Raw genomic sequence first — 24,630 nt, forward strand, 5'->3', positions numbered from 1 at the left:
CCACTGAGCCGTCGGCTCACCCCATCGTCCTGAGCATCGCCCTCCCGCCCGTCCGCAGGAAGCGCACCAGCAGCACCGCGGCCAGGGCGAGGAAGGCGATGTTCAGGTACGTCGTGTAGTTCCAGCTCACCCCCGACATGGGCACCTTCGCCGCCGCCTGGTCCGGGATCAGCCCGAGCCCGCCGAAGACGGTCTCGACCACGTACCCCGCGATCACCATCGCGACGTAGAAGGTGCCGAGGAGGAACAGCGCGGTCCGGCCGCCGTAGTACTTCCGGTAGATGGCGAGGATCGGCAGGATCAGCAGGTCGGCGAAGATGAACGACACCACGCCCCCGAAGCTGATGCCGCCCTTCCACAGCACCACCGCCAGCGGCACGTTCCCGATCGAGCACACGAACGACACCAGGGCCACCAGCGGCCCCACCAGCGGTCCCCACACCTTCGCGAGCAGCGGATGGCCCTCGAAGAAGAACGCGCGCCAGAAGGAGTCCGGCACCCAGGCGGCGATCGCCCCCGCGATGAACAGGCCCAGCACGAGATCGCGGAGGATCGCCGCCCACTCCATGACGAAGACGTGGGACGTCGCGGTGAACCCCTCGCGCGACAGCAGCCGCCGGACGAACGAGCCCTCGCCGCCCACGGACATGTCCATCGCCGCGTGCCCCTCCATCGAGCCCGCCACGCCCCGCTCGGCCTGCTCCCTCGCGCGCCGCAGCAGCGTCTCCCGCAGCAGCAGCCGGAAGAGCACCGCCAGCACCGCGATCATCACGGGCCCGCCCAGGAACTCGGCCGCCGTGAACTGCCACCCCATGAGCAGGGCCAGGATCACCCCCAGCTCCACGACGAGATTGGTGGAGGCGATCTCGAAGGCCATCGCGGCCGTGAAGTGCGCGCCCTTCACGAACAGCGAGCGCGCCAGGGCCACGGCGGCGTACGAGCAGGAGGACGAGGCCATGCCCAGTCCGGCGGCGGCGGCGAGCGTACGGGGCCGGTCGTCGCCCAGCAGGGAGACGACGGCCGCCCTGCGGACCACGGCCTGGACGACGGCGGAGAGCGCGAACCCCAGGACCAGCGCCCAGGTGATCTCCCAGGTCATGGACCCGGTGACGGCCAGGGCGCGCAGGACGGCGTGAAGGATCACCCCCTCAGCATGGCCGAGCGGCCCCCGGCCCCGGGGCGGACAACACGCTTCCGTTCAACTGAAGCGCTTCTTCGGACAGTCGTTCCACGGCTCGTTATCGTGAGCGCCATGGTGAACGGGACAGCGGTCCGGCGACCGCGCCAGGCCCTCCGCTCGGCCGCGATGGCGGCACTCGCGACGGCCGTACTGGCGGCCTGTGCGGGCTGTTCGGGCTCCTCCTCCGACGAGGGGAAGGAGCTGCGGTTCGGGGAGACGGCGAGCCTCCCCGGCTACAAGGACGCCAAGCTCGACGTGACCGTCGAACGCCTGGAGCAGGGCGGCAGCGCCGACCTGAGCGTCCTCAAGGACGCGTCGAAGTACGCCGGCAGGACGCCCTACTACCTCCGCTACAAGCTCACCAAGCCCACCGGCACGGAGGCCGGGAAGTCGGGCGGCGCCTCCACGTACTTCTCGGTGGCCGACGCGAACAAGAAGCGGCTGACCAAGCTGACGATCATCGGCGCCCTGGACACCACCGGCGATCCGAAGAACCCGCTGAAGTACCGGGGCTTCGAGAAGTGCGAGTCCCTGAGCACGTCCGACTTCGAGAAGGCCGCGCCGGGACAGAGCGTGACGGGCTGCGCCGTCTACGTGGCGGACGCGGGGGCGGGGGCGCCGACCGGCGTCACCTGGGAGCAGGGGACGAAGACGCTCGCCACCTGGAAGTGAGGACGGCCACCTCGCCGCCGGCCGCCTCGCCGCCGGCTACTTCACCGCCGACACCACGGCGACGACGACGAGCATGAGGGCGAGCGCACCGGTCATGATCCGGTTCCTGGTCTTCGGGTCCACCCCACGAGCCTAACCGGACGGGCCGCGGGCACGCCCCGTGGGCCCGGCCACGCCCCATGGACACGGCCGGCTACCGCCCCAGCTCCCACGCCGCGATCGTCTCGTAGCGGGGCCGCTCCCCCGGGACGCCCCCGCCGGGGAGCCGGCTGCGGACGAGCTCCAGGCGCTCGGCCCGCCACTCCCGGCCCCGGAAGTCCACCAGCGCGGCGACGTAGGGGCGGAGGTTCACCCGGCCGCCGCCGGAGCGGGCAAGGGTGAGGTGGGGGTGGAAGGAGTGCGTCCCGTCCACGACGACGCCCGCCCGGCGGGCCCCGGCGATCACGGAACGGGCGAGCCCGCGCAGGGTCTCCACCTCGCCCTCGGCCCCCACCCACAGCACCCGGTCCCCGAACCGGCCCCCGCCGGCGAGCCGCAGCGCGTGCGCCGGATGCCGGTGCGCGGCGCGGCCCAGGCGCTCGGTGAGCTCCGGGAGCAGCGCCTCGTCGACCTCGCCGAGGAACGCGAGCGTGAAGTGCCAGCCGGGCCGCTCGGCCCAGCGCAGCCGTTCCGCGCCCGGCAGGGCACGCAAGTCGTGGACGGCCGAGGCGAGTTCGGCGACGGCCGGCTCCGGGGGGTTCACCGCGACGAACAGGCGCATACGGCCAGTGTCCCGCATGCGGTGATCAACGCGGTGGAGGCCGGGATGGAGGCCGGGGGGGAGGCCAGGGAGAGGCCGGGGGCCCTGCGGGGCCGTTCCCCGTTCCCGCCCCTTCCCGTGACCGGGGGCGAGCCCCCGGACCCCCATCCGTGCTGACGCGCGTCGTCCTCATGCGCCGGACGGGCAGAGCCCGCGCGTCCGGCGCATGAGGACGGGGGGGTCCAGGCGGCGGCCGTCAGGCCGTCGCCGGCACCCGCGCCTCCGCCTCCTGCCGGGACGGCGGTCGCGGCACGAACGCCACCACCGGCTGTCCCCGGCGGAAGCCGACCCGCATCCGCAGGCCACCGGCCCGGAGCAGCACCAGCCCGATCGCCGTCGCCGCCAGCGTCGAGACGACGCCGCCGGCCAGGAAGCCCACCCGGGGCCCGTACACGTCCGTGACCCAGCCGACGAGCGGGGCGCCCAGCGGCGTACCGCCCATGAAGACCATCATGAACAGGCTCATCACCCGGCCCCGCATCGCGGGGTCGGCGGCCAGCTGGATACCGGAGTTGGCGGTGACGTTGATGGTCAGGCCGCACATGCCGATCGGCACGAGCAGCAGGGCGAAGATCCAGAAGGAGGGCGCCAGCGCGGCGGTGATCTCCAGCAGGCCGAAGCCCAGGGCCGCGCCGACCAGCAGCCGCATCCGCGAGGTGCCGCGGCGCGCGGCGAGCAGGGCGCCCACCAGGGAGCCGGCCGCCATCAGCGTGTTGAGCAGACCGTAGGTGCTGGCGTCGGCGTGGAAGACGTCGTTGACGAACGCCGTGAGCCAGATGGGGAAGTTGAAGCCGAAGGTGCCGATGAAGCCGACGAGCACGATCGGCCAGATGAGCTCCGGTCGTGACGCGACGTGCTGCAGCCCCTCCCGGAGCTGGCCCTTGCCGCGCGGGGTGGGGTCGACCTTGTGGAGCTCGGAGGCGCGCATCAGCAGCAGCGCGGCGATGGGCGCGGCGAAGGACAGCCCGTTGAGGAGGAACGCCCAGCCGCTTCCGACAGCGCTGATCAGCACACCGGCCACGGCGGGGCCGACGAGACGCGCTGACTGGAAGTTCGCCGAGTTGAGGCTGACGGCGTTGCGCAGGTCGGCGGGGCCGACCATCTCGACGAGGAACGCCTGGCGGGCGGGGTTGTCGACGACGGTGACGAGGCCGAGCGCGAGCGCCGTGAGGTAGACGTGCCAGACCTGGACGTGCCCGGTGAGGGTGAGGACGCCGAGCGCGAGGCCGGTGACGGCCATCGCGGCCTGGGTGACCAGCACCAGCTGTCGCTTGGGGCAGCGGTCGGCGATGACGCCGCCGTAGAGGCCGAGCAGCATCAGGGGCAGGAACTGCAGCGCCGTGGTGATGCCGACGGCGGCGGAGGAGCCGGTGATGCTGAGGACCAGCCAGTCCTGGGCTATTCGCTGCATCCAGGTACCGGTGTTGGAGACCACCTGGCCGGTGGCGAAGAGCCGGTAGTTGCGGATCCGGAGTGAACTGAAGGTTCCGCCCTTGGAACCGGACTCGGAACCGCGCTTCGGGCTGCGGTCCAGGTGCGGCAGGGAGGTGGTGGGTGCGTCGTGGTGGCGGTTCGGTGCGGGTGCGGAGTCTGCTCCGGGTCCCGTACTCAAAGTGGGGTCGCCTCCTTCTCCGTGCACTTACAGGTGCGCGAGTTTCTCCAGGACGGGCGCGGCGGCGCGGAGCGTCTCCCACTCGTCCTCGGTCAGCTGCCCGGCCAACTGGGCCAGCCAGGCGTTCCGCTTCCTCCGGCTCTCCTCGAGCATGGCCTCGGCCTGCTCGGTCTGGCGGACCACCTTCTGCCGGCGGTCCTCCGGGTGCGGCTCCAGCCGGACCAGGCCCTTGCTCTCCAGCAGCGCGACGATGCGCGTCATCGAGGGCGGCTGCACGTGCTCCTTGCGGGCCAGCTCCCCGGGCGTGGCGGAGCCACAGCGGGCGAGCGTGCCCAGCACCGACATCTCGGCGGGGCTGAGCGATTCGTCGACCCGCTGGTGCTTGAGCCTGCGGCCCAGCCGCATCACCGCGGAACGCAGGGCGTTCACGGCGGCTACGTCGTCTGGGGTGTCGCGCGGGGTGTGATGCGGTGCGCTGGACAGGTCCGGCATGTTTATTAGATTAACTCATTACCTGAACTAAAGAAAGTTGGCATTGGGGCGCATGGGGGCACGTGGGGGGTGCATCTGGGCCGACCGGGTCACAGAACGTTCACGGCGTTCACCACACTGTGCACATATGCCGCATGCTGTTCCTCCAGCACTATCGTCATGGGGGGGACCATGCACAAGCACGCCGCCACCATCGCGACCCTCGGCGCGGTCGGCCTACTGGCCATCACCGGGTGCAACCCGAACACGAACGGCAGCACGAACGGCAGCGCCGACTCCGACGGCAGGCCGTCCGCCGTCCAGAACACCGCCAAGGCCGACGACGCCGGCACCGGCCCCGGCCCCGGCACCAAGGCCGCGAGCCTTCCCGATATGAAGGGCAAGGGCCTCCAGTCCGCGCAGGACCAGGCGCAGGCCGCCGGGTTCCACAACCTGGCCTCGCACGATGCCCTCGGCCGCGGCCGCATGCAGGTCCTCGACCGCAACTGGAAGGTCTGTTCCCAGACCCCGTCGCACGGCGAGCACCCCACCGGCACCAAGGTCGACTTCGCCGCCGTCAAACTCGAAGAGGACTGCCCCGCCAGCGATGAAGGGGCCGCGCCCAAGGCCGCCGGATCCACGATGCCCGACTTCACGGGCAAGTCCGTGAAGGCCGCCCGCCAGGCCCTCGACCGCAGCACGAGCATCACCGTCAAGGACGCGTCCGGGCGAGGCCGCATGGTCCTGATGGAGTCGAACTGGCAGGTGTGCTCGCAGCAGCCCGCCGCAGATGCCAAGCTCGACGGCCGGCCCGTGTCGTTCACCGCGGTGAAGTACGGGGAGTCCTGCTGATCCACACCCGCCGACCGGACCGGTCGAAGGTGGGGATACGAAGAGGGTGGGTGCGGGCCGCCGCGGCCCGCACCCACCCTCGCGATCTGCTCCGCGGGCGTTACTTCACGCCCAGCGCCCGCTCGATCGGGTCGAGGAGGAAGTAGATCAGGAAGCAGACGCCGACCGCGTTGAGGAGCCAGGGGATCTCACGGGCCCGCTTGTCCGCGACGCGCAGGGCGATGAAGGCGAGGACGCCGATGCCGATGCCGTTGGTGATCGAGTAGGTGAACGGCATGGAGACGATCGTCAGGAACGCGGGGATGGCGATCGTGAAGTCACTCCAGTCGATCTCCTTGACGTTGGACGCCATGATCAGGAAGCCGACGACCAGCAGCGCCGGGGTGGCGGCCTGCGAGGGGACGATCTTGGCCAGCGGGGTGAAGACCAGGGCGAGGAGGAAGAGGCCGCCGGTCATCAGGTTGGCGAGGCCGGTGCGGGCGCCCTCGCCGACGCCGGCCGTGGACTCCACGAAGCAGGTGTTGGCGGAGGCCGAGCCCACGCCGCCCGCGGCGACGGCGACGCCGTCCATCATCAGGATCTTGCCCATGTTGGGCAGCTGGCCGTTCTCGTCGGTCAGCCCGGCCTCCTCGCCGACGCCGATGATCGTGCCCATCGCGTCGAAGAAGCCGGACAGCAGCACGGTGAAGACGAACAGGCAGCCGGTGAGCCAGCCCACCTCGTGGAAGCCGCCGAGGAGGCTGACCTTGCCGACGAGCCCGAAGTCGGGGGTGTCCACGATCTTGTCCGGCCAGCTGGGGACGGACAGGCCCCACTCGGCGTCGGGGATCTTCACCAGCGAGTTGATCACGATGGCGGTGAACGTCATCACGACGATGCCGATGAGGATCGCGCCCGGCGTCTTCCGGACGAGCAGGACGAACGTCAGCAGCAGGCCCGCCGCGAAGACCACCACCGGCCAGCCCTGGAGCTGACCGCCCTGGCCGAGGGAGAGCGGGACGGTGGTGTGGGCGGCGTCGGGGTTGCGGCTGACGAAGCCGGAGTCCACCAGGCCGATCAGCGAGATGAACAGGCCGATGCCGATCGCGATGGCGCGCCGCAGCCCGTTCGGGATCGCGTCCATGACGCGCTGCCGCAGACCGGAGGCCACCAGCACCATCAGCACCAGGCCCGCGAGGACGACCATGCCCATCGCGTCCGGCCAGCTCATCTTGGGCGCGAGCTGGAGCGAGACGACGGCGTTGATGCCGAGGCCGGCGGCACAGGCGATGGGGACGTTGCCGATCGCGCCCATGAGGACGGTGGTGAGACCGGCCATCAGCGCGGTGGCCGTGACCAGCTGGCCGTTGTCCAGCTGATGGCCGTACTTGTCGTGACCGGCCCCGAGGATGATCGGGTTCAGCACGATGATGTACGCCATCGCAAAGAAGGTCGCCAGTCCGCCGCGGAGCTCCCGGGAGACGGACGAGCCCCGCTCGCTGATCCGGAAGTACCGGTCGAGGGCGTTGCCCGTGGGGGGCGTGGGGGACGGCTGCTGGGCGTCGACGGCTGGGGTGGCCGAGGTGGGCATGCGTGACCTCAGTCGTGAGGGCGGCCGGGGAGGCCGTCGGGACAAAACAAATGGATCAGAAGAGTGCTTCGCCGCGCTTCTTTTGATCATCCTTGTATGATCAAACATAAGCGAGCAATCAAATCCAGTTCGATTCAGTATGAATAAACAAGGGCGACTTGGCTATCTCCGCGCGTAGACCCCGGCGGCGCAAGGGCTCCACCGCCGTCGGCCGAACCCGGACGCACTAGGCTGGCCGCCATGACGAAGTGGACACCGACGCACGAAGCGCCCGAGCCCCTGGAGGGCCCGGTCGTCGCGACGATCACGGGCGGCACGATCGTGTGGTTCGTCCTCTTCCTCGCGCAACTGCCGTTCTACGGCTGGTACCGGGACCACGGGCACCTGTGGTGGCTGTGGACATGCCTCGCCGGCGGCGGGCTGGGGCTGATCGGCGTCTGGTACGTCCGCAAGCGGGACGCGGCGATCAAGCGGCATGCGGCGGCGAAGGCCGCCCAGGGTGCGGAGCAGCGCTGACTTACGGCTGAGGCCATGGCCGAGCAAGCGGGAAGCCGCCCGGTTACCGTCGGAACATGAGCGATCCCTCGCAGATCGTGACAACCGCGCACCCCGGGCTGAGCGCCGCCGAGGTCGCCGAGCGCGTGGCACGGGGCGAGGTCAACGACGTACCCGTACGGTCCTCGCGCTCCACCAAGGAGATCGTCCGGGCGAACGTCTTCACCCGCTTCAACGCCATCATCGGCGTCCTCTTCCTGATCATCCTCGTCGTCGGCCCCCTCCAGGACGGCCTCTTCGGCTTCGTCATCATCGCCAACACCGCGATCGGCATCTTCCAGGAGCTGCGCGCCAAGAAGACCCTCGACTCGCTCGCCGTCATCGGCGAGGCCAAGCCGGTCGTCCGCCGCGACGGCGCCCCCGTCGCCCTCCCCACCGGCTCGATCGTCCTCGGCGACGTCATCGAGCTCGGCCCCGGCGACAAGTGCGTCGTCGACGGCGAGGTGGCCGAGGCCGACGGCCTGGAGATCGACGAGTCGCTGCTCACCGGCGAGGCCGACCCGGTGCTCAAGAAGCCCGGCGATCCGGTGATGTCCGGCTCCTTCGTCGTCGCCGGGGGCGGCGCCTTCACCGCCACCAAGGTCGGCCGCGAGGCGTACGCCGCCCAGCTCGCCGAGGAGGCCACCCGCTTCACCCTCGTCCACTCCGAGCTGCGCACCGGCATCAGCACGATCCTCAAGTACGTGACCTGGCTGATGCTGCCCGCCGCCCTCGGCCTCGTCGTCAGCCAGCTGGTGGTCCAGGGCCACGACTGGCGGGAGGCCGTGCGGCGCATGGTGGCCGGGATCGTGCCGATGGTCCCCGAGGGGCTGGTGCTGCTGACCTCCGTCGCCTTCGCCATCGGCGTCATCCGGCTGGGCCGCAAACAGTGCCTGGTGCAGGAGCTGCCCGCCATCGAGGGGCTCGCCCGCGTCGACGTCGTCTGCCTCGACAAGACCGGCACCCTCACCGAGGGCGGCATGGACGTCAGCGAGCTGCGCGTCCTGGCCGAGACGCAAGGGTCGGACGAGGCGCAGGAGTCGGACGAGGCCCGGCAGTCGTACGTGCGCCAGGTGCTCGGCGCCCTCGGCGAGGCCGAGCCGCGGCCCAATGCCAGCCTCCAGGCGATCATCGACGCCTACCCCGACGGCTCGGGCACCTCGAACGCCTCCGGCGGCTGGCGCTGCGCGGAAGCGCTGCCGTTCTCCTCCGCCCGCAAGTACAGCGGCGCCTCGCTCCACGGCCCCGACGGCGAGTCCGGCACCTGGCTGCTCGGCGCCCCCGACGTGCTGCTGCCCGCAGGCGACCCCGCGCTCACCGAGGTCGACGGGCTCAACGCCCAGGGCCTGCGCGTCCTGCTCCTCGCCCGCGCCGCGCGCGACCTGGACGACCCGCGCGTCGCCGAGGGCGTGCGCCCCACCGCCCTCGTCGTCCTGGAGCAGCGGCTGCGCTCCGACGCGGCGGAGACCCTGCGCTACTTCGCCGAGCAGAACGTCTCCGCCAAGGTGATCTCCGGCGACAACGCGGTCTCCGTCGGCGCCGTCGCCGCCAAGCTCGCGCTGCCCGGGGCCGAGGCCCCCGTCGACGCCCGGAAGCTGCCGCACGAGCCGGAGGCGATGGCGGCGGCCCTGGACCGGGGCGCGGTCTTCGGCCGCGTCACCCCGCGGCAGAAGCGGGACATGGTCGGCGCCCTCCAGTCCCGGGGCCACACGGTCGCCATGACCGGCGACGGCGTCAACGACGTCCTGGCCCTGAAGGACGCCGACATCGGCGTCTCCATGGGCTCCGGCTCGGAGGCCACCCGGGCCGTCGCCCAGATCGTGCTCCTGAACAACAGCTTCGCCACCCTCCCCTCGGTCGTGGCGGAGGGCAGGCGCGTCATCGGCAACATCACGCGCGTGGCCACGCTGTTCCTGACGAAGACCGTCTACTCGGTGCTGCTCGCGGTCCTGGTCGTCTGCACGCGGGTCTCCTACCCCTTCCTCCCCCGGCACCTGACGCTGCTGTCGACGCTGACGATCGGCGTCCCCGCGTTCTTCCTCGCCCTCGCCCCCAACAAGGAACGGGCCCGCCCGCACTTCGTCCGCCGCGTGATGCGGTACGCGATCCCGTCCGGCCTGATCGCGGGGACGGCCACCTTCGCCGCGTACCTGCTGGCCCGCGCCCACTACGCGGACGCCGGGCTCGGCACCGACACGCTCGGCGCGGAGACGAGCGCGGCGACGCTGACCCTCTTCCTGATCTCCCTGTGGGTGCTCGCGATCATCGCCCGCCCGTACACGTGGTGGCGGGTGGCGCTGGTCGCGGCGATGGGGGCGGGGTTCGTGGTCGTCCTGGTGGTGCCCTGGCTGCAGCGCTTCTTCGCGCTGAAGCTCATCGGGGCGACGATGCCGTGGACGGCGGTCGCCATCGCCGTGGCGGCGGGGGTGGCGCTGGAACTCACGTGGCGGCGGCTGAAAACGAACGATGGCCCCACCGATCGGTGAGGCCATCGTCACTGTGCGCCGCCAGGGACTCGAACCCCGGACCCGCTGATTAAGAGTCAGCTGCTCTAACCAACTGAGCTAGCGGCGCGTGACTCATCCATAGTACCCCGGAAAAGGAGTACCTCTGACCACGGCGGCCACCGTACGCTCCGCGACATGGTGAGCATGGTGAGACTGGAGCGGCTCAGGGCGGACCACGCGCCCGCCCTGCTGGCCTTCGAGCGGGAGAACCGCGCGTACTTCGCCCGGACCGTCCCGGACCGCGGCGACGCGTACTTCGCCGGCTTCGCGGCCTACCACGCGGCCCGGCTCGCCGAGCAGGAGACGGGCGGGATCCACTTCCACGTCGTCCTGGACGATGACGGCGGCGATGGCGACAGCGGCAGCGAGGGCGGTCGGCTGATCGGTCGCGTCAACCTCGTCGACGTCGAGCGCGGCACCGCCGAGCTCGGCTACCGGATCGCCGAGCGGGCGGCGGGCCGGGGCGTCGCCACGGCCGCGGTCGCCGCGCTGTGCCGCCTGGCCGCCACGACGTACGGCCTCACCTCCCTCACGGCCCGCACCACCCTCGACAACCCGGCCTCCCGGACCGTCCTCGAACGCAACGGGTTCGTGTTCGCGGAACACACCACCGTCGGCGACCGCCCGGGCGTGCGGTACGAGCGGGAGCTGTAGCCGAGAACCGACGGAACCCGTCGTTCCCAGGCGTTCCCCGGCCAAAGAACGGCCTCGATCCAGCCATCGCGGCACCACGACAGCCCCCATACGTGTCCTTACGACGCAGCCTGATACGGGCGTAGCCACAACAACATGGGGGAAGTCATGAGAAAGATCGCTCCCGGATTACCGTGCGCACTGCTCACCGCGGCCGTGCTCACGCTCACCACAGCCGTCTCGGCCTCCGCGGCCGGGCCTTCGGCTTCCTCGCCGGTGGAAGAGTCCCGGCCGGTCGCCGCCGGCGACCTGCGGGATCTCACGGGCATCGCCCACGCGTATCTGCGGCAGCGGGCCGACTCCGTCACCCTGGCCGGTGCCAAGCGCCTGGCCCCCGTCACGCCCGAACGCGCCACACCGGCCCTGAAGCAGAGCCTCGCGAAGGAGTTCGCCCAGCTCGCCGAGCAGGGCCGCGCCTACGAGAAGGCCAGCGGCGGCTACTCGGGCGCCGAGGTGACGGTGACCCCCGGCAAGGCGGAGCAGACGGGCGACCGCGCCACGCTCCGGCTGACGGAGACGACGAGCCTCCTCTACCCGAACGTCCGCTCCGCCGACGAGCCCAAGGCCGAGGAGTACACCCTCGACCACACGCTCACCTTCACCCGTGACGCGGCCGGCGCTTGGGTCCTCGCCTCGGACCGGCCGGACATCGGCACCGGGGACGTCACCACGTACAACACCCCGCCCAGGACCGAGCGGCCCACGGACGAGACGAAGAGCGAGGGACCGCGTTCGGCACCCGCGAACACCGAACGCCCGCCCGCGGGCACCCCGGCCGACGACAAGGCCAAGACCGGCAAGAGCGCCCTGGCCGCCGGCTACGACTACACGGCGATGGTCAACTACGCGAACAGGTACTGGCAGCACCCGAACGGCGACTACCGCACCTACGGCAACGACTGCACCAACTTCGTCTCCCAGGCCATGAAGGCCGGCGGCTGGAAGAAGAAGGGCAGCGGGTTCTTCGACCGCAAGGACCGCGACAAGTGGTACTACGGCGACCACACCTGGACCACCAGCTACACCTGGGGCGGCGCCGAGAACTGGTTCTGGTTCGCCAGGAAGTACTCCCAGCGTGCCAAGCCCCTGAACAACGTCTGGCAGATGGCCCTGGGCGACGTGCTCCAGGCGGACTGGGACCGCGACAACACCATCGACCACACGATGATCGTCACGGGGTTCTACGGTACGAGTGAGATCTATCTGACGTACCACACGAGCAACACCCACAACCGGAAGCTCACCAACCTCCTTGCCAAGTACCCGCACGCCTGGTGGTACGCGCACCGCACGTGACGTCCGGCTTTCGCCTCCCCGGCCTCTGGAGCGACATGAAGACACCACTTCGCATCGTTCGCATCGTGTGCACGACGGCGGTCGCGGCCCTGTCCCTGACCGCGTGCGACGACCAGGGGGAAGGGAAGGCGAGGGACGAGCGCGACACCGCGGTCGCGTATGTGAAGGCGATCAACGACCGTGACGTACCGGCGCTGGTGAAGCTCAGCCCTCCCGGCAACGAGGGGGCCGAGCAGGCCGCGCGGGAGCTGGTCGGCAGCCAGGGCGGACGCGGGCTGCGCGTGGACGACGTCCGGGTCGGCCACGAGTTCGGCCCCGACACCGCCGACGCGCGGCTCCGGGCGACCGACAAGGAGGGCCGTCCTTTCAGCGAGACGCTCACCCTGACCCGGCGCGGCGGGACGTGGTACGTCGCCCTGGGCACCGCGCCGGGCTCCATGCCGAAGTCGCCGGCACAGACGTCACGTCCGTGACAGCAGGCGACAACCGTCCTCAGTAGTCGTCAGTCGTCCGTGACAGTGAGGCCGACGTGCTGGGCCAGGGCGGGGGCCAGGTCGAAGAGCTGAGGGGTGTTGATCGTCGCCCCGGCCAGGTACTCCGCCCCGGAGGTGATGCCCAGCGCGGTCGCCCCGCGCAGGTCGACCCGGGTCAGCGTGGCCCGGGTGAGGTCGACGCCGTCCAGGGCCGTGCCGGGGAAGGAGACGTCCGTCAGCGTCGCACCGCCGAAGTCCACGTCCCGCAGCAGGCAGTCGACGAACGCGACTTCCTTGAGATGGGCCACGCGCAGGTTGACCGAGTCGAACTTGCAGTGGTGGAAGACGGTGCGGCGGATGTCGGCGCCGTGGATCTCCGTACCGGCGAGGAGGCCGGAGACGCACTCCACGTCCATCCACCTGGTCTCCGCGAGATCGCTGCCGACGGTGCGGAGGTTGTGGAACCACACGTTGTCGAAGAGCGCGCGCCGGTACCGGCCGCGGGTGAGGGTCACCGACGACAGGGCGGACTCGGAGAACTGGGCGCTGCCGCCGTCGACGTCGTCGAAGTCGCGCCCGTCGATGTGCAGCCATTCGTACGCGCTCTCCCGCTCCAGCTCGCCCGTGAACGGCTCCAGGCGGTGCGCGTACGGGAGTTCTGCCAGGTCGCGAGGGGCGGGCACGGGCGCGCTCATGGGCGGGGTCCTTCCGGTCCGGGGTGCGGGAGGGGCGCCCTCATGCTTACGCGAGTCCGGCCGTTCCGCCCAATCGGCGGGGGTGGGGCGGGCCTTCCCCGTCCACCCCGGTCCGCTCACCGGCGGGCGTGGAAGACGCCCCAGGAGAGCAGGCCGTTCTCGCAGGCGTCGACCCACAGGGGCAGGTTCGCCCGCAACCGCTCCCGGTACGCGTCGCTGTAGGCGCCGGCGAGTTCGTCGCCGTGCCGCCGTACGTCCTCGGCGAGGCGGGTGTAGTGCGGGAGCGACGTCCAGCCGCTCGCACACCGGACGCAGCGCGTCCCGGTGGCTGTCGTCGGCCGCCATCACGTCCGTGAGAACGAGGGCCCCGCCGGGCGCGAGGACACGGACCGCCTCCGAGAGCATGCGCGCCCGGTCGCCGCTGTGGACGAGGGCCTCCTGCGTCCAGACGACGTCGAACGTAGGTGCGGGCCGTGTTCGCCGCGTGCGTGGTCGCCGTCTCACCCATGCCGGAATCCTCCGCACGGCCCGGCGACCGCAAACCTCACCCGCCGCCTCACGCGCCGAGCGCGGCGTTCCACACGGGGCTGTCCACGTAGTGGTTGTCGAAACGCTCGGAGGACTCCTTGATCTCCCGCGGGCTCGCCTCGCCCCGCATCACGCGCTCCAGCAGCCGCATGTACGCGAAGCGCGCCATCCCGGGCGTGAAGGTGATCAGCACATCGGCCTCGCACCCGGGCGCGGCGGCGAACGCGTGGTGCGTACGCGGCGGCACGAGGAGGAAGTCCCCGGCCTCCAGCACCTTGACCTCCTCGCCCACGAGCACCCGCAGCGAGCCGTCGATGACGTGGAACATCTCGGCGGCCCGGGTGTGGAAGTGCGCCGGCGCGCCCGGCGCCCCCTGGGCGAACGTCGAGCGGTAGCTCGTCAGCAGACCGCCGGTGGTGTCGGAGTCGGCCAGCAGCGTGATGACGCTGCTGGGATCGCGCGTGACCTCCGCCTCGGCGGCACGGGTGAGCAGGGCGGGGAAGTCGGCGTTCCGGGTCGTCGTCGTCATGGCTGTGGGCTCCTCGGTTGTCGTGATCACGACTCTAGGGAGGCGGGAGACCCGGTGGATGGTGCAATTCCCTGCGGATTCAGGAGGTCAATTCGCCGCGCGGGCGGCCTTCCTCCCCGCCCGGGGCGGGGAGGTCGCCGCGTCGTCGACGCATAGGGTCAGGTGCCCGGGGCCGGTTCGTCCTCCAGCATGCCGCGGATCATTTCGCGGAGCTCGGGCGTGTCCTCGTGCTGGTGCACGGAGACCGCGTGCTCGGCGGCGGCGCGGACGACTTCGTCCTCCTCGCCCGTGATCGTCAGCGTGCAGTGGGATTCGCTCGGCGCCTTGCGGCAGTCGGCGACTTTCCTGGTCATGACGGCCTCCTGTCGTACGGATGTACCGCCTGCGATTCCAGGGTAGGCCGGGCAGGAGATGCCCCGCCGCCGTGCCCGCATGCGGCATGTCACCCGTACGGGGCTGCGGAAACGATCCGCTACAGCCTGTGCGGGGTTGCGGCCACCGGCCTCACCCCACAGGGCCATTACTCGCAACCCCGGATACCCCCTGGCGCCCCGTCCCCGGGGGAACCTCACGCGGCCGGCTGGACAGACTCACCGCAGTCCGCCCCCCCCCACTCCACTGGAGGAGACGCCTTGAGCCGCACCCGACGAACCGTCCTCGCGCTCGCAGCGAGCACGGTCCTCACCGTCCTGGGAGCCGTCGTCACGGCCCCGGCAGCACAGGCCGCCCCCGCCGCCCCCATGACGATCCCCGGCGAGGTGTGCAGGGCCGTGCAGGCCGACTTGGCCAGCCTTGCCCTCAACATCGACGGGACCTGTCCCGCTTGAGCCTCCCGCCCGCCGGGTTCACGCCACCTCGGCGTGGACCCGGCACCGGGCCGAGTCCTACGTGCAGGGGGTGTCCGGTCCGTTCTGGCGGTTGATGTTGCCGTTGTACATCCAGCCCATGCTCTTCGTGCCGTCTATCCGGACGTAGGTCCACCGGTGGCCGTAATTGTTGGTGATGTAGCAGTGGAACCAGACCTTCACGCCCGACTTGGCCTCGGCCAGCGTGGGGCATGACGCATACGGACCGGATCCCAGCTTGAAGGTGCCGATCATGTAGCCGTAGGTGCCCGGCTTCGGGTCCTTGTGGGCCCAGCCGACGCAGCTCTTGGACACCATCGACGACGGGGAAGGTGACGCCTTCGGGGATTTGTCGTCGCTCGGCGTCGCCTTGGGGCTCTCCTTGCCCGGGACGGCCGGCGACCCGCTCGGCACCAGCGGCGAGGGGCTGCCCGACGGCGCCACGGGCGGGCCTTCCGACGGTGCGGTGACCATGCCGCCACCCGAAGGGGACTCCGGAGCAGGCGACGCGCCCTGCGCCACGTCGTCGCGCTTGCCGCCGTGCTCGCCCATCAGGGCGTAGCTGACGCCACCACCCGCGAGTACGACGGCGGCCGCCGCCCCCGCGATGAGCGCACGACTACGGCGGCGCACCTTGCCCGCGCCCGGAGGGCCGGGAGCGGGGGCGGGAGCGGGAGGCGGGGCGGCCGCCGGATGCCCGGGCGGAGGGTAGCCGTAGCCGGCGTACGGAGGCTGCGGCGCCGCATCGGCACCGGCGCCCGCCACGGGCCGAGGCGGCGGGGTGACGGCCATGGTGGGCGGATGGCCGAAGGCCGGGGGCGGGGCGCCGAAGGCCGGGGGTGCGGCGGCGGCCGGAGGCAAAGCGGCCGACGGCGGGGTGTCGGCCGACGGCGTGGACGACCTCTGCACGAGGTTCACCGTCTTCCCCGACGCCACCCGCTCCAGCATCTGCCGCGCCTCGTCGGCGGTGGGCCGGTGCTCCGGCTCCTTCGCCATCAGCGCCAGCAGGACCGGTGTGAGCGCCCCGGCCCGCTTGGGCTCCGGCAGCTGTTCGTTGACGATCGCCGTCAGCGTGGACCACACCGACGTCCGGCGGAACGGCGAAGCGCCCTCCACCGCCGCGTACAGCGTCATGCCGAGCGACCAGATGTCCGACGCGGGGCCGGGGTCCGCGCCCTGGGCGCGCTCCGGGGGCAGATAGTCGAGGGAGCCGATGATCTCGCCGCTGCGGGTCAGTTTGTCCATGGCCTCGTCGCCCGTGGCATCGAGCGTCGCGATGCCGAAGTCGGTCAGGACGACCCTGCCGCCGCGTTCCAGCAGCACGTTCCCCGGCTTGACGTCCCGGTGGAGGACGCCGGCGCGGTGCGCGGCGTCGAGCGCGTCCATGAGCTTGGCGCCGATGGCCGCCGCCTCGTGCGGCTCCAGCGTGCCGCGCTCCCCGAGGACGTCGTCGAGGGAAGGGCCGTCGACGAGTTCCATGACGATGACCGGGAGGCCCTGCTCCTCGGTCACGTCGTGGACGGTGACCACGCCGCTGTGCCGGATACGGGCGGCCGCCTGCGCCTCCCGCCGCATCCGGGCCCGCAGATCTGCGAGGTCGGGCCCGGAGGCGTCGGTGTAGGCCCGCAGGATCTTGACGGCGACCTCGCGGTTGAGCAGCTCGTCCACGGCGCGGGCGACCACGCCCATGCCGCCGCGGCCGAGCATCGCGGTGACCCGGTATCGACCGCCGAGCACCTTTCCGACCAGATCTCCGCCGTTCGGTTCCCCCGTCGTCACCGCATGCTCCGTTCCCTCACGCTCGTCACTCACGCCACACTGGCGGGCAACAGGGTACGGGTCAGCCGCCGCTCTGCTCGATCTGGGCGATCGCCTCGCGCACGGCTGTGACGAAGCCGTTCCAGTAAGGGGCCGCCTTGCCGTCGGCGGACCTGCCGTAGGTCGCGGCCCGCGTGGCCGGGGAGGAGAAGTCGCCGAACATGGCCCTGCGCAGCTCGGTGGAGATCTCCAGTTGCGCGCCCGCGCCGCTGTAGGTGCGGTTGCAGATGTTCAGCGGCTCGTCGCCGTCCAGACCACCGGTGGGGAGCGTGAGGGCCACGCTCGTGCCGAGCCGGGCGCGGAGGGCGTCATAGAGGTACTTCTTCGCGTCCTTGTCGCGGCCGCCGATCTGTACGAGCTTCTGCGTCCCGGAGCCACCGGGGTTCTTGCAGCCGTGGACGGAGACGGCGTGGCGGCTGCCGCCGACGATCGCCAGCGCGGCCGGGTCGTCGCAGTGCGTCGACGTGACGTGCATCTGCTGGACCGCACGGCTGTCGGTCGCGAGAACGTCGAACATCCAGTAGTCGTAGGCGGGGCCGCCGCCGGAGCCGTACCTCGTCATGGGGTCCTCCGGCGCGTACCCCGCGACCGCCAGGCACAGCTCGCTCGTGCCGTCCTCCAGGTTGCCGCCGTGCGGCGCGACCACGGACGTCAGCGGGGGCGTGGCCCGCGAGTGCCCCGGAACCGTGTCCAGGCCCGTCCGGCGGTAGCGGCGGGCCCAGTCGGTGCCCTCCTTGAAGAGGGGGCTGGCGTACAGCTCCGTGTTCGAGGCGAAAAACTCGGTGTCGGCGGCGGCCCACGCCGGGGTGGTGACGGTCGTGGCGAGCGGCACGGCCACGGCCGCCGCCGCCATGCCTGTCAGCAGAGATCTTCTGGTCGTCGAGCGCATGGCGGCATTGTTGGTTATCAGCCGATGGTTCGTCAGCCCTTTCGAGCAGCTGGGCTTCAGTCGAACCAGCGTGCGCGTTCCAGTTCTTCCGTCCGCGACGGGTCCTCCAGCAGCGCCGCCGCCTCGAAGCGGCGCGCCCACGCGCCGGCCGCCCACGCCAGGCCCGCCGCCACGCCCTCCAGCGTCGCCGCGTGCAGGACGCCGTCCGGGCCCAGGCGCCAGTCCAGTTCCACGCCGTCGATCACGAGCTCCTCGTGCTCGACGTACGTCGCCGGCGCGCCCGGCAGCAGGACCCTCACGCCCTCCGGGACCTCGCGCACCTCGCCCTCGGTCGCCTCCACGGCCGCCGGGAGGACCTCGCTCAACCGTCGCACCTGCAAAAGCTCCGCCAGCGCCGCCGCCCGCTCCGGGGCGACCGGCAGCAGGGCCACGCCCGTCGCCAGCGGCAGCAGGTCCGGGGCGTCCGCCACGACCGCGTCCGCCGCGTCCACGACGCGCACCTCGCCGTCGACCACGGCCCGCAGTTCGTCCGGGAGCGTGACCTCGTCCGGGTCCAGGCCGGCCAGCAGACCGTAGAGACCGTGGAGCCGGTCGGACCGGACCTCGCGGGACGGGTCCGCCAGGCGGGACAGCAGTTCCGCCGCGCCGCCCGGCTCGTCCAGCAGCGCCGCCGCCGACGTGCGGACGCCCAGCGCCCGCAGCACCTGCTCGTCGGCCAGGCCGCCCGCGTCCGCCGCCTCGTAGAGGCCCTCCAGCAGCGGGTCGCCGCCCGCCACCCGCAGGCCGGCCGGGCGGCGGCCGTCCAGGACGGGGTGGCCGCGCAGCCACCACGCCGTGTACGGGCGCACGGACTCCGTCGTGCCGTCCGGCAGCAGGACGCGCAGCGGGGTCGTCAGCGCGTCGCGGAGCGGGGGCTCGGCGAGGAGGGCGAGGGCCTGCGGCCAGGCGTCGTCGTCCACCAGGTCCAGGTCCCGGACCGCCACGATCTCCGTGGCCACCGGCGGCACCGGCGTGTCGGGGAGCCGGTCGAGGACGTCCTCGCACCACACGTCCACGGCGTCGAGCAGCCCCGCGTCGTCGGGCTCGGCGAAGTCGCCGTCGCGCGGCTCGAGTTCGTCGGGGTCGAGGACGACGTCGGCGGCGCGCACGAGCGCGAAGTCGGCCAGCACGCCGACCGCCGTCAGGGGCTGCTCGCCCCAGCGCTCGGCCAGCTCCGCGTCGCACGCGGCCAGCTCTCCCGGGCGGATCACCTGTTCGAACGGGCTGCCGGGGAGGACGAGTTCACCGGCGGGCGCGAGCTCGCCGTCCTCGTCGGGCAGGGCGAGGGCCGCCAGCCACGGCTCGTCACCGGGGGCGAGGTCCGCGTCGCGGGCCAGGGTGAGGACGAGTTCGGCGAGGGTCTCGCTGTCGAGCGTCTCCTCGTCGTCCCAGACCTCCTCGGCGTCCAGGGACGCCGCCACGGCGGCCCTCACCTGCGGCGTCGTCAGGATCGCGCGCGGCGAGGAGGGGGTGGCGCCCAGCTTCTCCAGCAGCGGGTGGGCCGCGTCCGGGTGGGCGACCTTCAGCCCGAGGCGGGCCAGGTGCTCCGCGTCCGGGCCGGCCGCGTCGGCGGGCGGCAGCGGCAGCAGGACCTGGCGCGGGCCGATGGCCGTACGGCCGTCCGCGAGCGGTACGGGCAGGCCGGTCAGCCGGTCCGGGTCCACGCCCGCGAGGCTGTCGTAGAGCCGCCACCACCAGTCCGCCGGGCGCTCCGCCCCGGCGAGCCGGTCGATGACCTCGCCGAGCGGCACGCGCGGCACGCCGAGCGCGCGCAGCTCCGGGCGGCGCTCCAGACCGGCGGGGAGCAGGCTCGGGAACAGCTCGCCGAGCACGGCCACGGTCGCGGTGCCCGCGCCCTCGACGAGTTCCGCGTCGCGGGGGCGCAGCGGTTCGCCTGCGGCGTCGCTCCGGTGGAAGGGGTCGTCCTCCCAGGCCGGCGTGGGTGCGTCAACGGCCGGCGCGGCGGCCGCCGGGTGCTGTGTGGACGCGTCCGGGGATTCCGTCCACGGGATGCCTTCGATGCCCGTTCCGGGGGGCTGGGTGGGCTCGGCCGGTTGCGTCGTCGCCGCGCTCGGCAGGAACGGGACGTCCGGGAGGGCTGCCAGGATGCGGCGGCGCAGCTCCGCGTCCAGGGCGCCCGTCGCCAGCGGGGCCGGGACGAGGTCGAGGGTGCCCGTGCCGACGGGACGCCATTCACGCAGCAGGGCCGTGTACGTCTCGGCCGCGCGGTCGGTGAGGAAGTCCGAGAGGACGCCGGGGGCCGTGTGGCGGCGCGTCGGCTCCAGCGGGAAGCTCGCGATGAGCAGGGCGGGCAGGCCCAGGGGCTCGTCCGTGGGGGTGGGGGCGTGCACGACGGGGGCGGTGCGCGGGCGCTCCGGGGCGCCGTCGGGGGCGACGGGGACGGCCCAGGTGACCGACCAGTGAGGGCGCAGGCGCTCCTCCACGGGGCGGTTCGCGAGGAGGTCGGGGGTGAGGGGGCCGGTGGCCGTCTTGACGCGCCAGCGGGTCGTCCGCGTGCTGTCGGCCGTCGTGTCCTCGATGACGACCTGGTCGTCCTTCTGGTGGCGCGTCAGGACCCGGCGCGGTGCGTCCGGGGTCTCGATGACGACCTCGGTGAGGCCCGGGAGGGTGAGCAGCAGCGCGTCGTCCACGGCGGCGAGGAGACGGCGGGTCAGGTCCTCGGCGGCGCCGTCGCGGAGCGGGAGGACGACGACGGTGTCGTAGCCGTTGAGCACCGCGCCCTCGGCGGGGAACGGCAGGCGCAGGAGCGGTACGTGGCCCTCGCGGCGGCGGAGCTCGCCGCCGAGGCCGGGGCTGCCGCCGGCGGCCTCGGCGGCCAGGGCGCGGGCCTCGGCCAGGGACCAGCGGACGCCGCCGGTGCGGCCGACGAGGGCGGGCTCGTCGGTGACGGCGAGGACGGCGGCGAAGCCGACGCCGAAGCGGCCGGCGGCGCGGGTGCCCTCGTCGCGCTTGGCGGAGGCGCGGAGGGTGGAGAGGGACTCGACGCCGGTGGCGTCGAGGGGGGCGCCGGTGTTGGCGGCGGCGAGGGTGGCGGGGGTGCCGGCGTTCGCGGCGTGGAGGGTGAGGTGGAGGCGGCCGGGGACGCCGGCGCGGGCGGCGGCGTCGGCGGCGTTCTGGGCGAGCTCGACGACGAGGCGGTCGCGGTAGCCGCCGAGGGCGAGGTCCTCCTCGGCGTTGGCGTCCTCGCGGAAGCGGGCGGGGGAGGTGACCCAGGAGTCCAGTACGCCGCGGCGCAGGCGGGCGGTGCCGAAGGGGTCCAAGCTCACGTCTGCGTCTCTCCCTTTGGGGCGGGGCGGGCAGCCCCTGGCGGGGGAACCGTTTCCGGGTGAACGGGCGATCGGGCGGGCGGGTGGGCGGGTGGGCGAAACCCGCGCCGTCGGGCGCGGGCACCCCCACGGCGGGCAGCCGAAGTGGCTCAGGAGTGCCCGAGGTCCTCTTCGGTGTCCGGCTCGGCGGCCGTCTCGTCGGCCTCCCGGAGCGGGAGGACGTCGACGCGCGTCTCGTCGATCACCGGCGGAGCCGGCCGCGGCGGCCGCGGCATGACGGCCGCCTCGGAGTGACCGCCGCACCCGTAGGAGAGGGAGACGACGTGACCGTCGGCCGGCCCGAACTCGTTGGCGCACACACCGAACGCCTGGCCCAGCGAGCCGCCGATGGGGACGAGGAAGCCGCAGCTGACGCAGGACGCGGGGGCCGCCTGGGCCATGGGCGTCTTGGAGCCGTGGGACTCGTCCCAGCGGTCGGCCGCGGTGTGGAGGCCGTAGCGGGAGAGGACCCGGGCGCGGCGCATGCCGAGTTCCTCGGCGAGGGCCGCGATGGAGCCGCGCCGGGGCGCGGTGGGCAGCTCGCGCGGGGGGCCGGCCGTGACGTCCGCGTCCTCGGCCTCGACGAGCTCGGCCATCTCCTCGGAGACCGCGGAGCTCGGCGGGGGCTCCTCCGCGCCGATGAAGCCGGGCTCGAGGCGCAGGTCCTCGGCGTCGGTGGGGAGGAGGTCGCCCGGGCCCATGTCGCCGGGGCGCAGCCGCTCGCTCCAGGGCACCCATTCGGGGGCGAGGAGGGCGTCGGGGCCGGGCAGGAGAACGGTCTCGTCGAGGGTGACGACCTTGGCGCGGGAGGCGCGGGCGACGGTGACGGCCCAGCGCCAGCCCCGGTAGCCGGGGTCCTCGCAGAGGAAGTAGTGCGTGACGACGCGGTCCCCGTCGGCGACGACCTCGACGTGGTCGCCGACCTTGCCCGGCCGGGCCGCTTCCTCGGCGGCCGCCCGGGCGAGTTCGACCGCCTCGGCGCACAGGCGGTCCGGGGTACGGCTTCGCATCGCAGCACTCACAAGAATCGATTCTCTCTTCCACGCCGTCTCACGAGTGCGCCAGCCGAACGATCGGGCGTGCGAACGGAGCGGACCGCTGGGCCGCGTCGACGTCCGCGCCCGACGGCCTGGGGCGCACCTGTCATCACCCATTCTGCGGGATCTGGACTCGGGGTGCGGCCAGGAGCTGCGGCCGGTGGCGCGCTACGCACGCTACCCCGCGCGGCCACCCGGGGGATACCCGGGCTGCGGCGAGCCCCGCGCGTCGTGGCGGGCGGGCCCGGCGCGTCGTGGTGGGTCGTCGCGGGTCGTCGTGGGCCGCACGCCCCGTCGATCCCGCGAAAGTGCCATGCATGGTGTCAGTTGGGGCAGTATGGCGTGGTGGGAGCCATCCGGTCAGCCGAGGGCGGTCCGCTGCGCCGTACGGCCCGGAGCGCCGGCCGGGTGCTGCGCGCTCCCTTCCGGTGCGCGGCGCGGGGCGTGCGCCGGGCGACGCACGCGCACGGCGCGGGCGAGTCGGGCCTGGGCAAGCTGATCGAGCTCCACGCGGTGAATTCCGCCGGTGACGTGTTGATCACGATCGCCCTGGCGTCGACCGTGTTCTTCTCCGTGCCCACGGATCAGGCGCGGGGGCGGGTGGCGCTCTACCTGGCGGTGACGATGGCGCCGTTCGTCTTCCTCGCGCCGGTGATCGGCCCGCTGCTGGACCGGGTGCCGCACGGCCGGCGGGCGGCGATGGCCTCCGCGATGCTGGCCCGTGCCCTGCTGGCGCTGATGATGTCGGGCGCGGTGGCGAGCGGCGGGCTGGAGCTGTACCCGGCGGCGCTGGGCGTGCTGGTGGCGTCGAAGGCGTACGGGGTGGTGCGCTCGGCCGTGGTGCCGAGGCTGCTGCCACCGAGGATCGCGCTGGTGAAGGCGAATTCCCGGGTGACGCTGGGCGGCCTGCTGGCCACGGGCCTGGCGGCCCCGCTGGGCGGGGCGCTGCACCAGCTGGGGCCGCAGTGGCCGCTGTACGGGGCGTGCGTGGTGTTCGCGTTCGGGACGTACCTGTCCCTGTCGTTGCCGCACAAGGTGGACTCGGCCAAGGGGGAGGCCCGGGCGCGGCTGGCCGCTCCCGAGTCCCGGCGGCGCGGCAGGTGGTGGGGGCGGGCCGGGGCTCCCGGGCTGCGGACCGTGGGGGCCTCGGTGCTGCACGGGCTGCAGGCCAACGGCGCGCTGCGGATGCTGTCGGGGTTCCTGACCTTTTTCCTGGCCTTTCTTTTGCGAGTGCATCCGCTGGGCGGGTTGAGTCCGGCGTTCTCGCTGGGTTTCGTGGCCGTGGCGGCCGGCGCGGGGAACGCGCTGGGGACGGCCATGGCGGCGCTGCTGCGCTCGCGCGGGCCGGAGAAGACGATCGCGCTGGTGCTGTCGGTGACGCTGGGGACGACAATCGTGGCGGCGGTGCTGTTCGGCGCGTTCATGGTGGTCGTGGTGGCGGCGGTGGCGGGGATCTCGCAGGCGCTGGGGAAACAGTCGCTGGATTCCCTCATTCAGCGGGACGTGCCGGAGGAGGTGCGCACCTCCGCGTTCGCCCGTTCGGAGACCCTGTTGCAGATGTGCTGGGTGGTGGGCGGGGCCATCGGGATCCTGCTGCCGCTCAACGGGGTGGTGGGGATGTCCGTGGCGGCGGCGTTCCTGGCCCTGGGGGCGGCCACTGCCGTACGGGGGCTGCTGGCGGCCGCCCGGCGCGGCTCGCCGCACCCGCGCGTGGCCTGATGGGAGGGGCCCGATAGCCTGCCCGCATGACCGTTACTGATGACCTCGCGGTGTCGGGTCGCGCCTCCGGGGAGCTCGGCCGCGGCAAGCGCCGCCGCGCCGCTGCCGCCGTCGGGGCCGTGGCCCTCGGGCTCGTCGCCCTCACCGCCTGCGACAAGCCCACGCCGCTGGCGACCGTGACCGTCGGTTCGACCACGGTGACCTCCGAGGCCGCCTGCTACGACGACGGCAACTCCCTCGGCAATGAGAAGGTCGCGTCCTGCCTCAAGGAGAGCGGGGGCGAGACCGTCAAGGCGTCCATGGAGGACAAGCTCCGCTTCGGCGTCGACCCGAAGATCGCCGACGAGGGCTGGACCATCTTCATCAACGGCCAGCCCGCCGAGCAGGAGCCGAACAAGAAGACGTACCGGACGATCCCGGCCAGCGCCTTCTTCGCCGGCGGCCAGGGCGGTGCGGCCGCCAAGACGCAGGTCAGCATCGTCGAGGTGAGCACGGGCAAGGCCCTGGGCGTCTGGAACTTCACCGTCGAGCGCGAGTCCTGACCCC

Annotated in this window: 22 protein-coding genes, 1 tRNA gene and 1 pseudogene; 10 read left to right on the forward strand and 14 right to left on the reverse strand. The window is 72.6% G+C overall.

The window, feature by feature from the left end:
- Positions 1-16 precede the first annotated feature (16 nt).
- Positions 17-1,144: a permease gene (locus tag IE096_RS18870; protein ID WP_268248327.1), complete on the reverse strand. Its 1,128-nt coding sequence runs from the start codon at positions 1,142-1,144 to the stop codon at positions 17-19.
- A 108-nt stretch (positions 1,145-1,252) separates the two neighbouring features.
- Here IE096_RS18870 and IE096_RS18875 point away from each other — a divergent pair, with 108 nt between their 5' ends.
- Positions 1,253-1,852, forward strand: a complete 600-nt coding sequence (locus IE096_RS18875) for a hypothetical protein (RefSeq protein ID WP_189453229.1) — start codon at positions 1,253-1,255, stop codon at positions 1,850-1,852.
- A gap of 193 nt (positions 1,853-2,045) precedes the next feature.
- Here IE096_RS18875 and thpR read toward each other — a convergent pair whose 3' ends face one another.
- From thpR to IE096_RS18890, 3 genes are all read right to left on the reverse strand, one after another.
- The gene (gene thpR / locus IE096_RS18880) at positions 2,046-2,612 is read right to left on the reverse strand and encodes an RNA 2',3'-cyclic phosphodiesterase (RefSeq protein ID WP_126915547.1); all 567 of its coding nucleotides are present in this window, start codon (positions 2,610-2,612) and stop codon (positions 2,046-2,048) included.
- A gap of 235 nt (positions 2,613-2,847) precedes the next feature.
- On the reverse strand, positions 2,848-4,263 hold the full coding sequence (locus tag IE096_RS18885; protein ID WP_189453231.1) for an MFS transporter: 1,416 nt from the start codon (positions 4,261-4,263) through the stop codon (positions 2,848-2,850).
- Positions 4,264-4,290: 27 nt separating this feature from the next.
- A complete protein-coding gene (locus IE096_RS18890; protein WP_126915545.1) occupies positions 4,291-4,755 on the reverse strand; it encodes a MarR family winged helix-turn-helix transcriptional regulator in 465 nt (154 codons plus the stop codon).
- 171 nt (positions 4,756-4,926) lie between these two features.
- On the opposite strand from IE096_RS18890, the gene IE096_RS18895 reads away from it, so the two are divergent.
- On the forward strand, positions 4,927-5,586 hold the full coding sequence (locus IE096_RS18895) for a PASTA domain-containing protein (protein ID WP_229820352.1): 660 nt from the start codon (positions 4,927-4,929) through the stop codon (positions 5,584-5,586).
- Between the two features lie 100 nt (positions 5,587-5,686).
- Here the strand turns inward: IE096_RS18895 and IE096_RS18900 are convergent, their stop codons facing one another.
- Complete coding sequence (locus tag IE096_RS18900; protein WP_189453235.1) at positions 5,687-7,156, reverse strand: NCS2 family permease; 1,470 nt, start codon at positions 7,154-7,156, stop codon at positions 5,687-5,689.
- Between the two features lie 240 nt (positions 7,157-7,396).
- On the opposite strand from IE096_RS18900, the gene IE096_RS18905 reads away from it, so the two are divergent.
- Both IE096_RS18905 and IE096_RS18910 read left to right on the forward strand, forming a co-directional pair.
- Positions 7,397-7,672: a DUF2530 domain-containing protein gene (locus IE096_RS18905; protein ID WP_189453238.1), complete on the forward strand. Its 276-nt coding sequence runs from the start codon at positions 7,397-7,399 to the stop codon at positions 7,670-7,672.
- Positions 7,673-7,728: 56 nt separating this feature from the next.
- Positions 7,729-10,176, forward strand: a complete 2,448-nt coding sequence (locus tag IE096_RS18910) for an HAD-IC family P-type ATPase (RefSeq protein WP_189453240.1) — start codon at positions 7,729-7,731, stop codon at positions 10,174-10,176.
- Positions 10,177-10,190: 14 nt separating this feature from the next.
- Here IE096_RS18910 and IE096_RS18915 read toward each other — a convergent pair.
- A tRNA-Lys gene (locus IE096_RS18915) sits at positions 10,191-10,264 on the reverse strand.
- A 77-nt stretch (positions 10,265-10,341) separates the two neighbouring features.
- Here IE096_RS18915 and IE096_RS18920 point away from each other — a divergent pair.
- The 3 genes from IE096_RS18920 to IE096_RS18930 all read left to right on the forward strand — a co-directional run bounded on the left by IE096_RS18920 (position 10,342) and on the right by IE096_RS18930 (position 12,659).
- Positions 10,342-10,851, forward strand: a complete 510-nt coding sequence (locus IE096_RS18920) for a GNAT family N-acetyltransferase (protein ID WP_189453588.1) — start codon at positions 10,342-10,344, stop codon at positions 10,849-10,851.
- Positions 10,852-10,998: 147 nt separating this feature from the next.
- Positions 10,999-12,186, forward strand: a complete 1,188-nt coding sequence (locus IE096_RS18925) for an amidase domain-containing protein (protein WP_189453242.1) — start codon at positions 10,999-11,001, stop codon at positions 12,184-12,186.
- A gap of 35 nt (positions 12,187-12,221) precedes the next feature.
- Positions 12,222-12,659, forward strand: coding sequence for a hypothetical protein (locus IE096_RS18930; protein WP_189453244.1), 438 nt, complete (start codon positions 12,222-12,224; stop codon positions 12,657-12,659).
- Between the two features lie 29 nt (positions 12,660-12,688).
- Here the strand turns inward: IE096_RS18930 and IE096_RS31515 are convergent, their stop codons facing one another.
- The 4 genes and pseudogenes from IE096_RS31515 to IE096_RS18945 form a co-directional block, all read right to left on the reverse strand.
- Positions 12,689-13,354: a pentapeptide repeat-containing protein gene (locus tag IE096_RS31515; RefSeq protein WP_229820353.1), complete on the reverse strand. Its 666-nt coding sequence runs from the start codon at positions 13,352-13,354 to the stop codon at positions 12,689-12,691.
- 405 nt (positions 13,355-13,759) lie between these two features.
- A pseudogene (locus tag IE096_RS32180) lies at positions 13,760-13,879 on the reverse strand (hypothetical protein); the annotation flags it as partial.
- Positions 13,880-13,910: 31 nt separating this feature from the next.
- Positions 13,911-14,411 carry a cupin domain-containing protein gene (locus tag IE096_RS18940; RefSeq protein ID WP_189453247.1) on the reverse strand — a complete coding sequence of 167 codons (501 nt, stop codon included), beginning with the start codon at positions 14,409-14,411 and terminating at the stop codon, positions 13,911-13,913.
- 158 nt (positions 14,412-14,569) lie between these two features.
- Complete coding sequence (locus tag IE096_RS18945) at positions 14,570-14,764, reverse strand: DUF1059 domain-containing protein (protein WP_189453249.1); 195 nt, start codon at positions 14,762-14,764, stop codon at positions 14,570-14,572.
- A gap of 279 nt (positions 14,765-15,043) precedes the next feature.
- On the opposite strand from IE096_RS18945, the gene IE096_RS18950 reads away from it, so the two are divergent.
- Positions 15,044-15,238: a hypothetical protein gene (locus IE096_RS18950; RefSeq protein WP_189453251.1), complete on the forward strand. Its 195-nt coding sequence runs from the start codon at positions 15,044-15,046 to the stop codon at positions 15,236-15,238.
- A gap of 57 nt (positions 15,239-15,295) precedes the next feature.
- Here the strand turns inward: IE096_RS18950 and IE096_RS18955 are convergent, their stop codons facing one another.
- The 4 genes from IE096_RS18955 to IE096_RS18970 all read right to left on the reverse strand — a co-directional run bounded on the left by IE096_RS18955 (position 15,296) and on the right by IE096_RS18970 (position 22,338).
- Positions 15,296-17,035 carry a serine/threonine-protein kinase gene (locus IE096_RS18955; RefSeq protein WP_229820355.1) on the reverse strand — a complete coding sequence of 580 codons (1,740 nt, stop codon included), beginning with the start codon at positions 17,033-17,035 and terminating at the stop codon, positions 15,296-15,298.
- Between the two features lie 61 nt (positions 17,036-17,096).
- Positions 17,097-17,963 carry a poly-gamma-glutamate hydrolase family protein gene (locus IE096_RS18960; protein ID WP_189453253.1) on the reverse strand — a complete coding sequence of 289 codons (867 nt, stop codon included), beginning with the start codon at positions 17,961-17,963 and terminating at the stop codon, positions 17,097-17,099.
- Between the two features lie 56 nt (positions 17,964-18,019).
- Positions 18,020-21,289 carry a sacsin N-terminal ATP-binding-like domain-containing protein gene (locus IE096_RS18965; protein WP_189453254.1) on the reverse strand — a complete coding sequence of 1,090 codons (3,270 nt, stop codon included), beginning with the start codon at positions 21,287-21,289 and terminating at the stop codon, positions 18,020-18,022.
- A 149-nt stretch (positions 21,290-21,438) separates the two neighbouring features.
- Entirely contained in the window at positions 21,439-22,338 is a 900-nt protein-coding gene (locus IE096_RS18970; protein WP_189453256.1) for a DUF3027 domain-containing protein, read from the reverse strand.
- Positions 22,339-22,710: 372 nt separating this feature from the next.
- On the opposite strand from IE096_RS18970, the gene IE096_RS18975 reads away from it, so the two are divergent.
- Positions 22,711-24,084, forward strand: a complete 1,374-nt coding sequence (locus tag IE096_RS18975) for an MFS transporter (protein WP_189453259.1) — start codon at positions 22,711-22,713, stop codon at positions 24,082-24,084.
- Between the two features lie 26 nt (positions 24,085-24,110).
- A complete protein-coding gene (locus IE096_RS18980; RefSeq protein ID WP_126915520.1) occupies positions 24,111-24,626 on the forward strand; it encodes a DUF2771 domain-containing protein in 516 nt (171 codons plus the stop codon).
- Positions 24,627-24,630: the final 4 nt, after the last annotated feature.

This window comes from Streptomyces abikoensis (genome assembly GCF_014648775.1).
Classification (GTDB): Bacteria; Actinomycetota; Actinomycetes; order Streptomycetales; family Streptomycetaceae; genus Streptomyces; species Streptomyces abikoensis.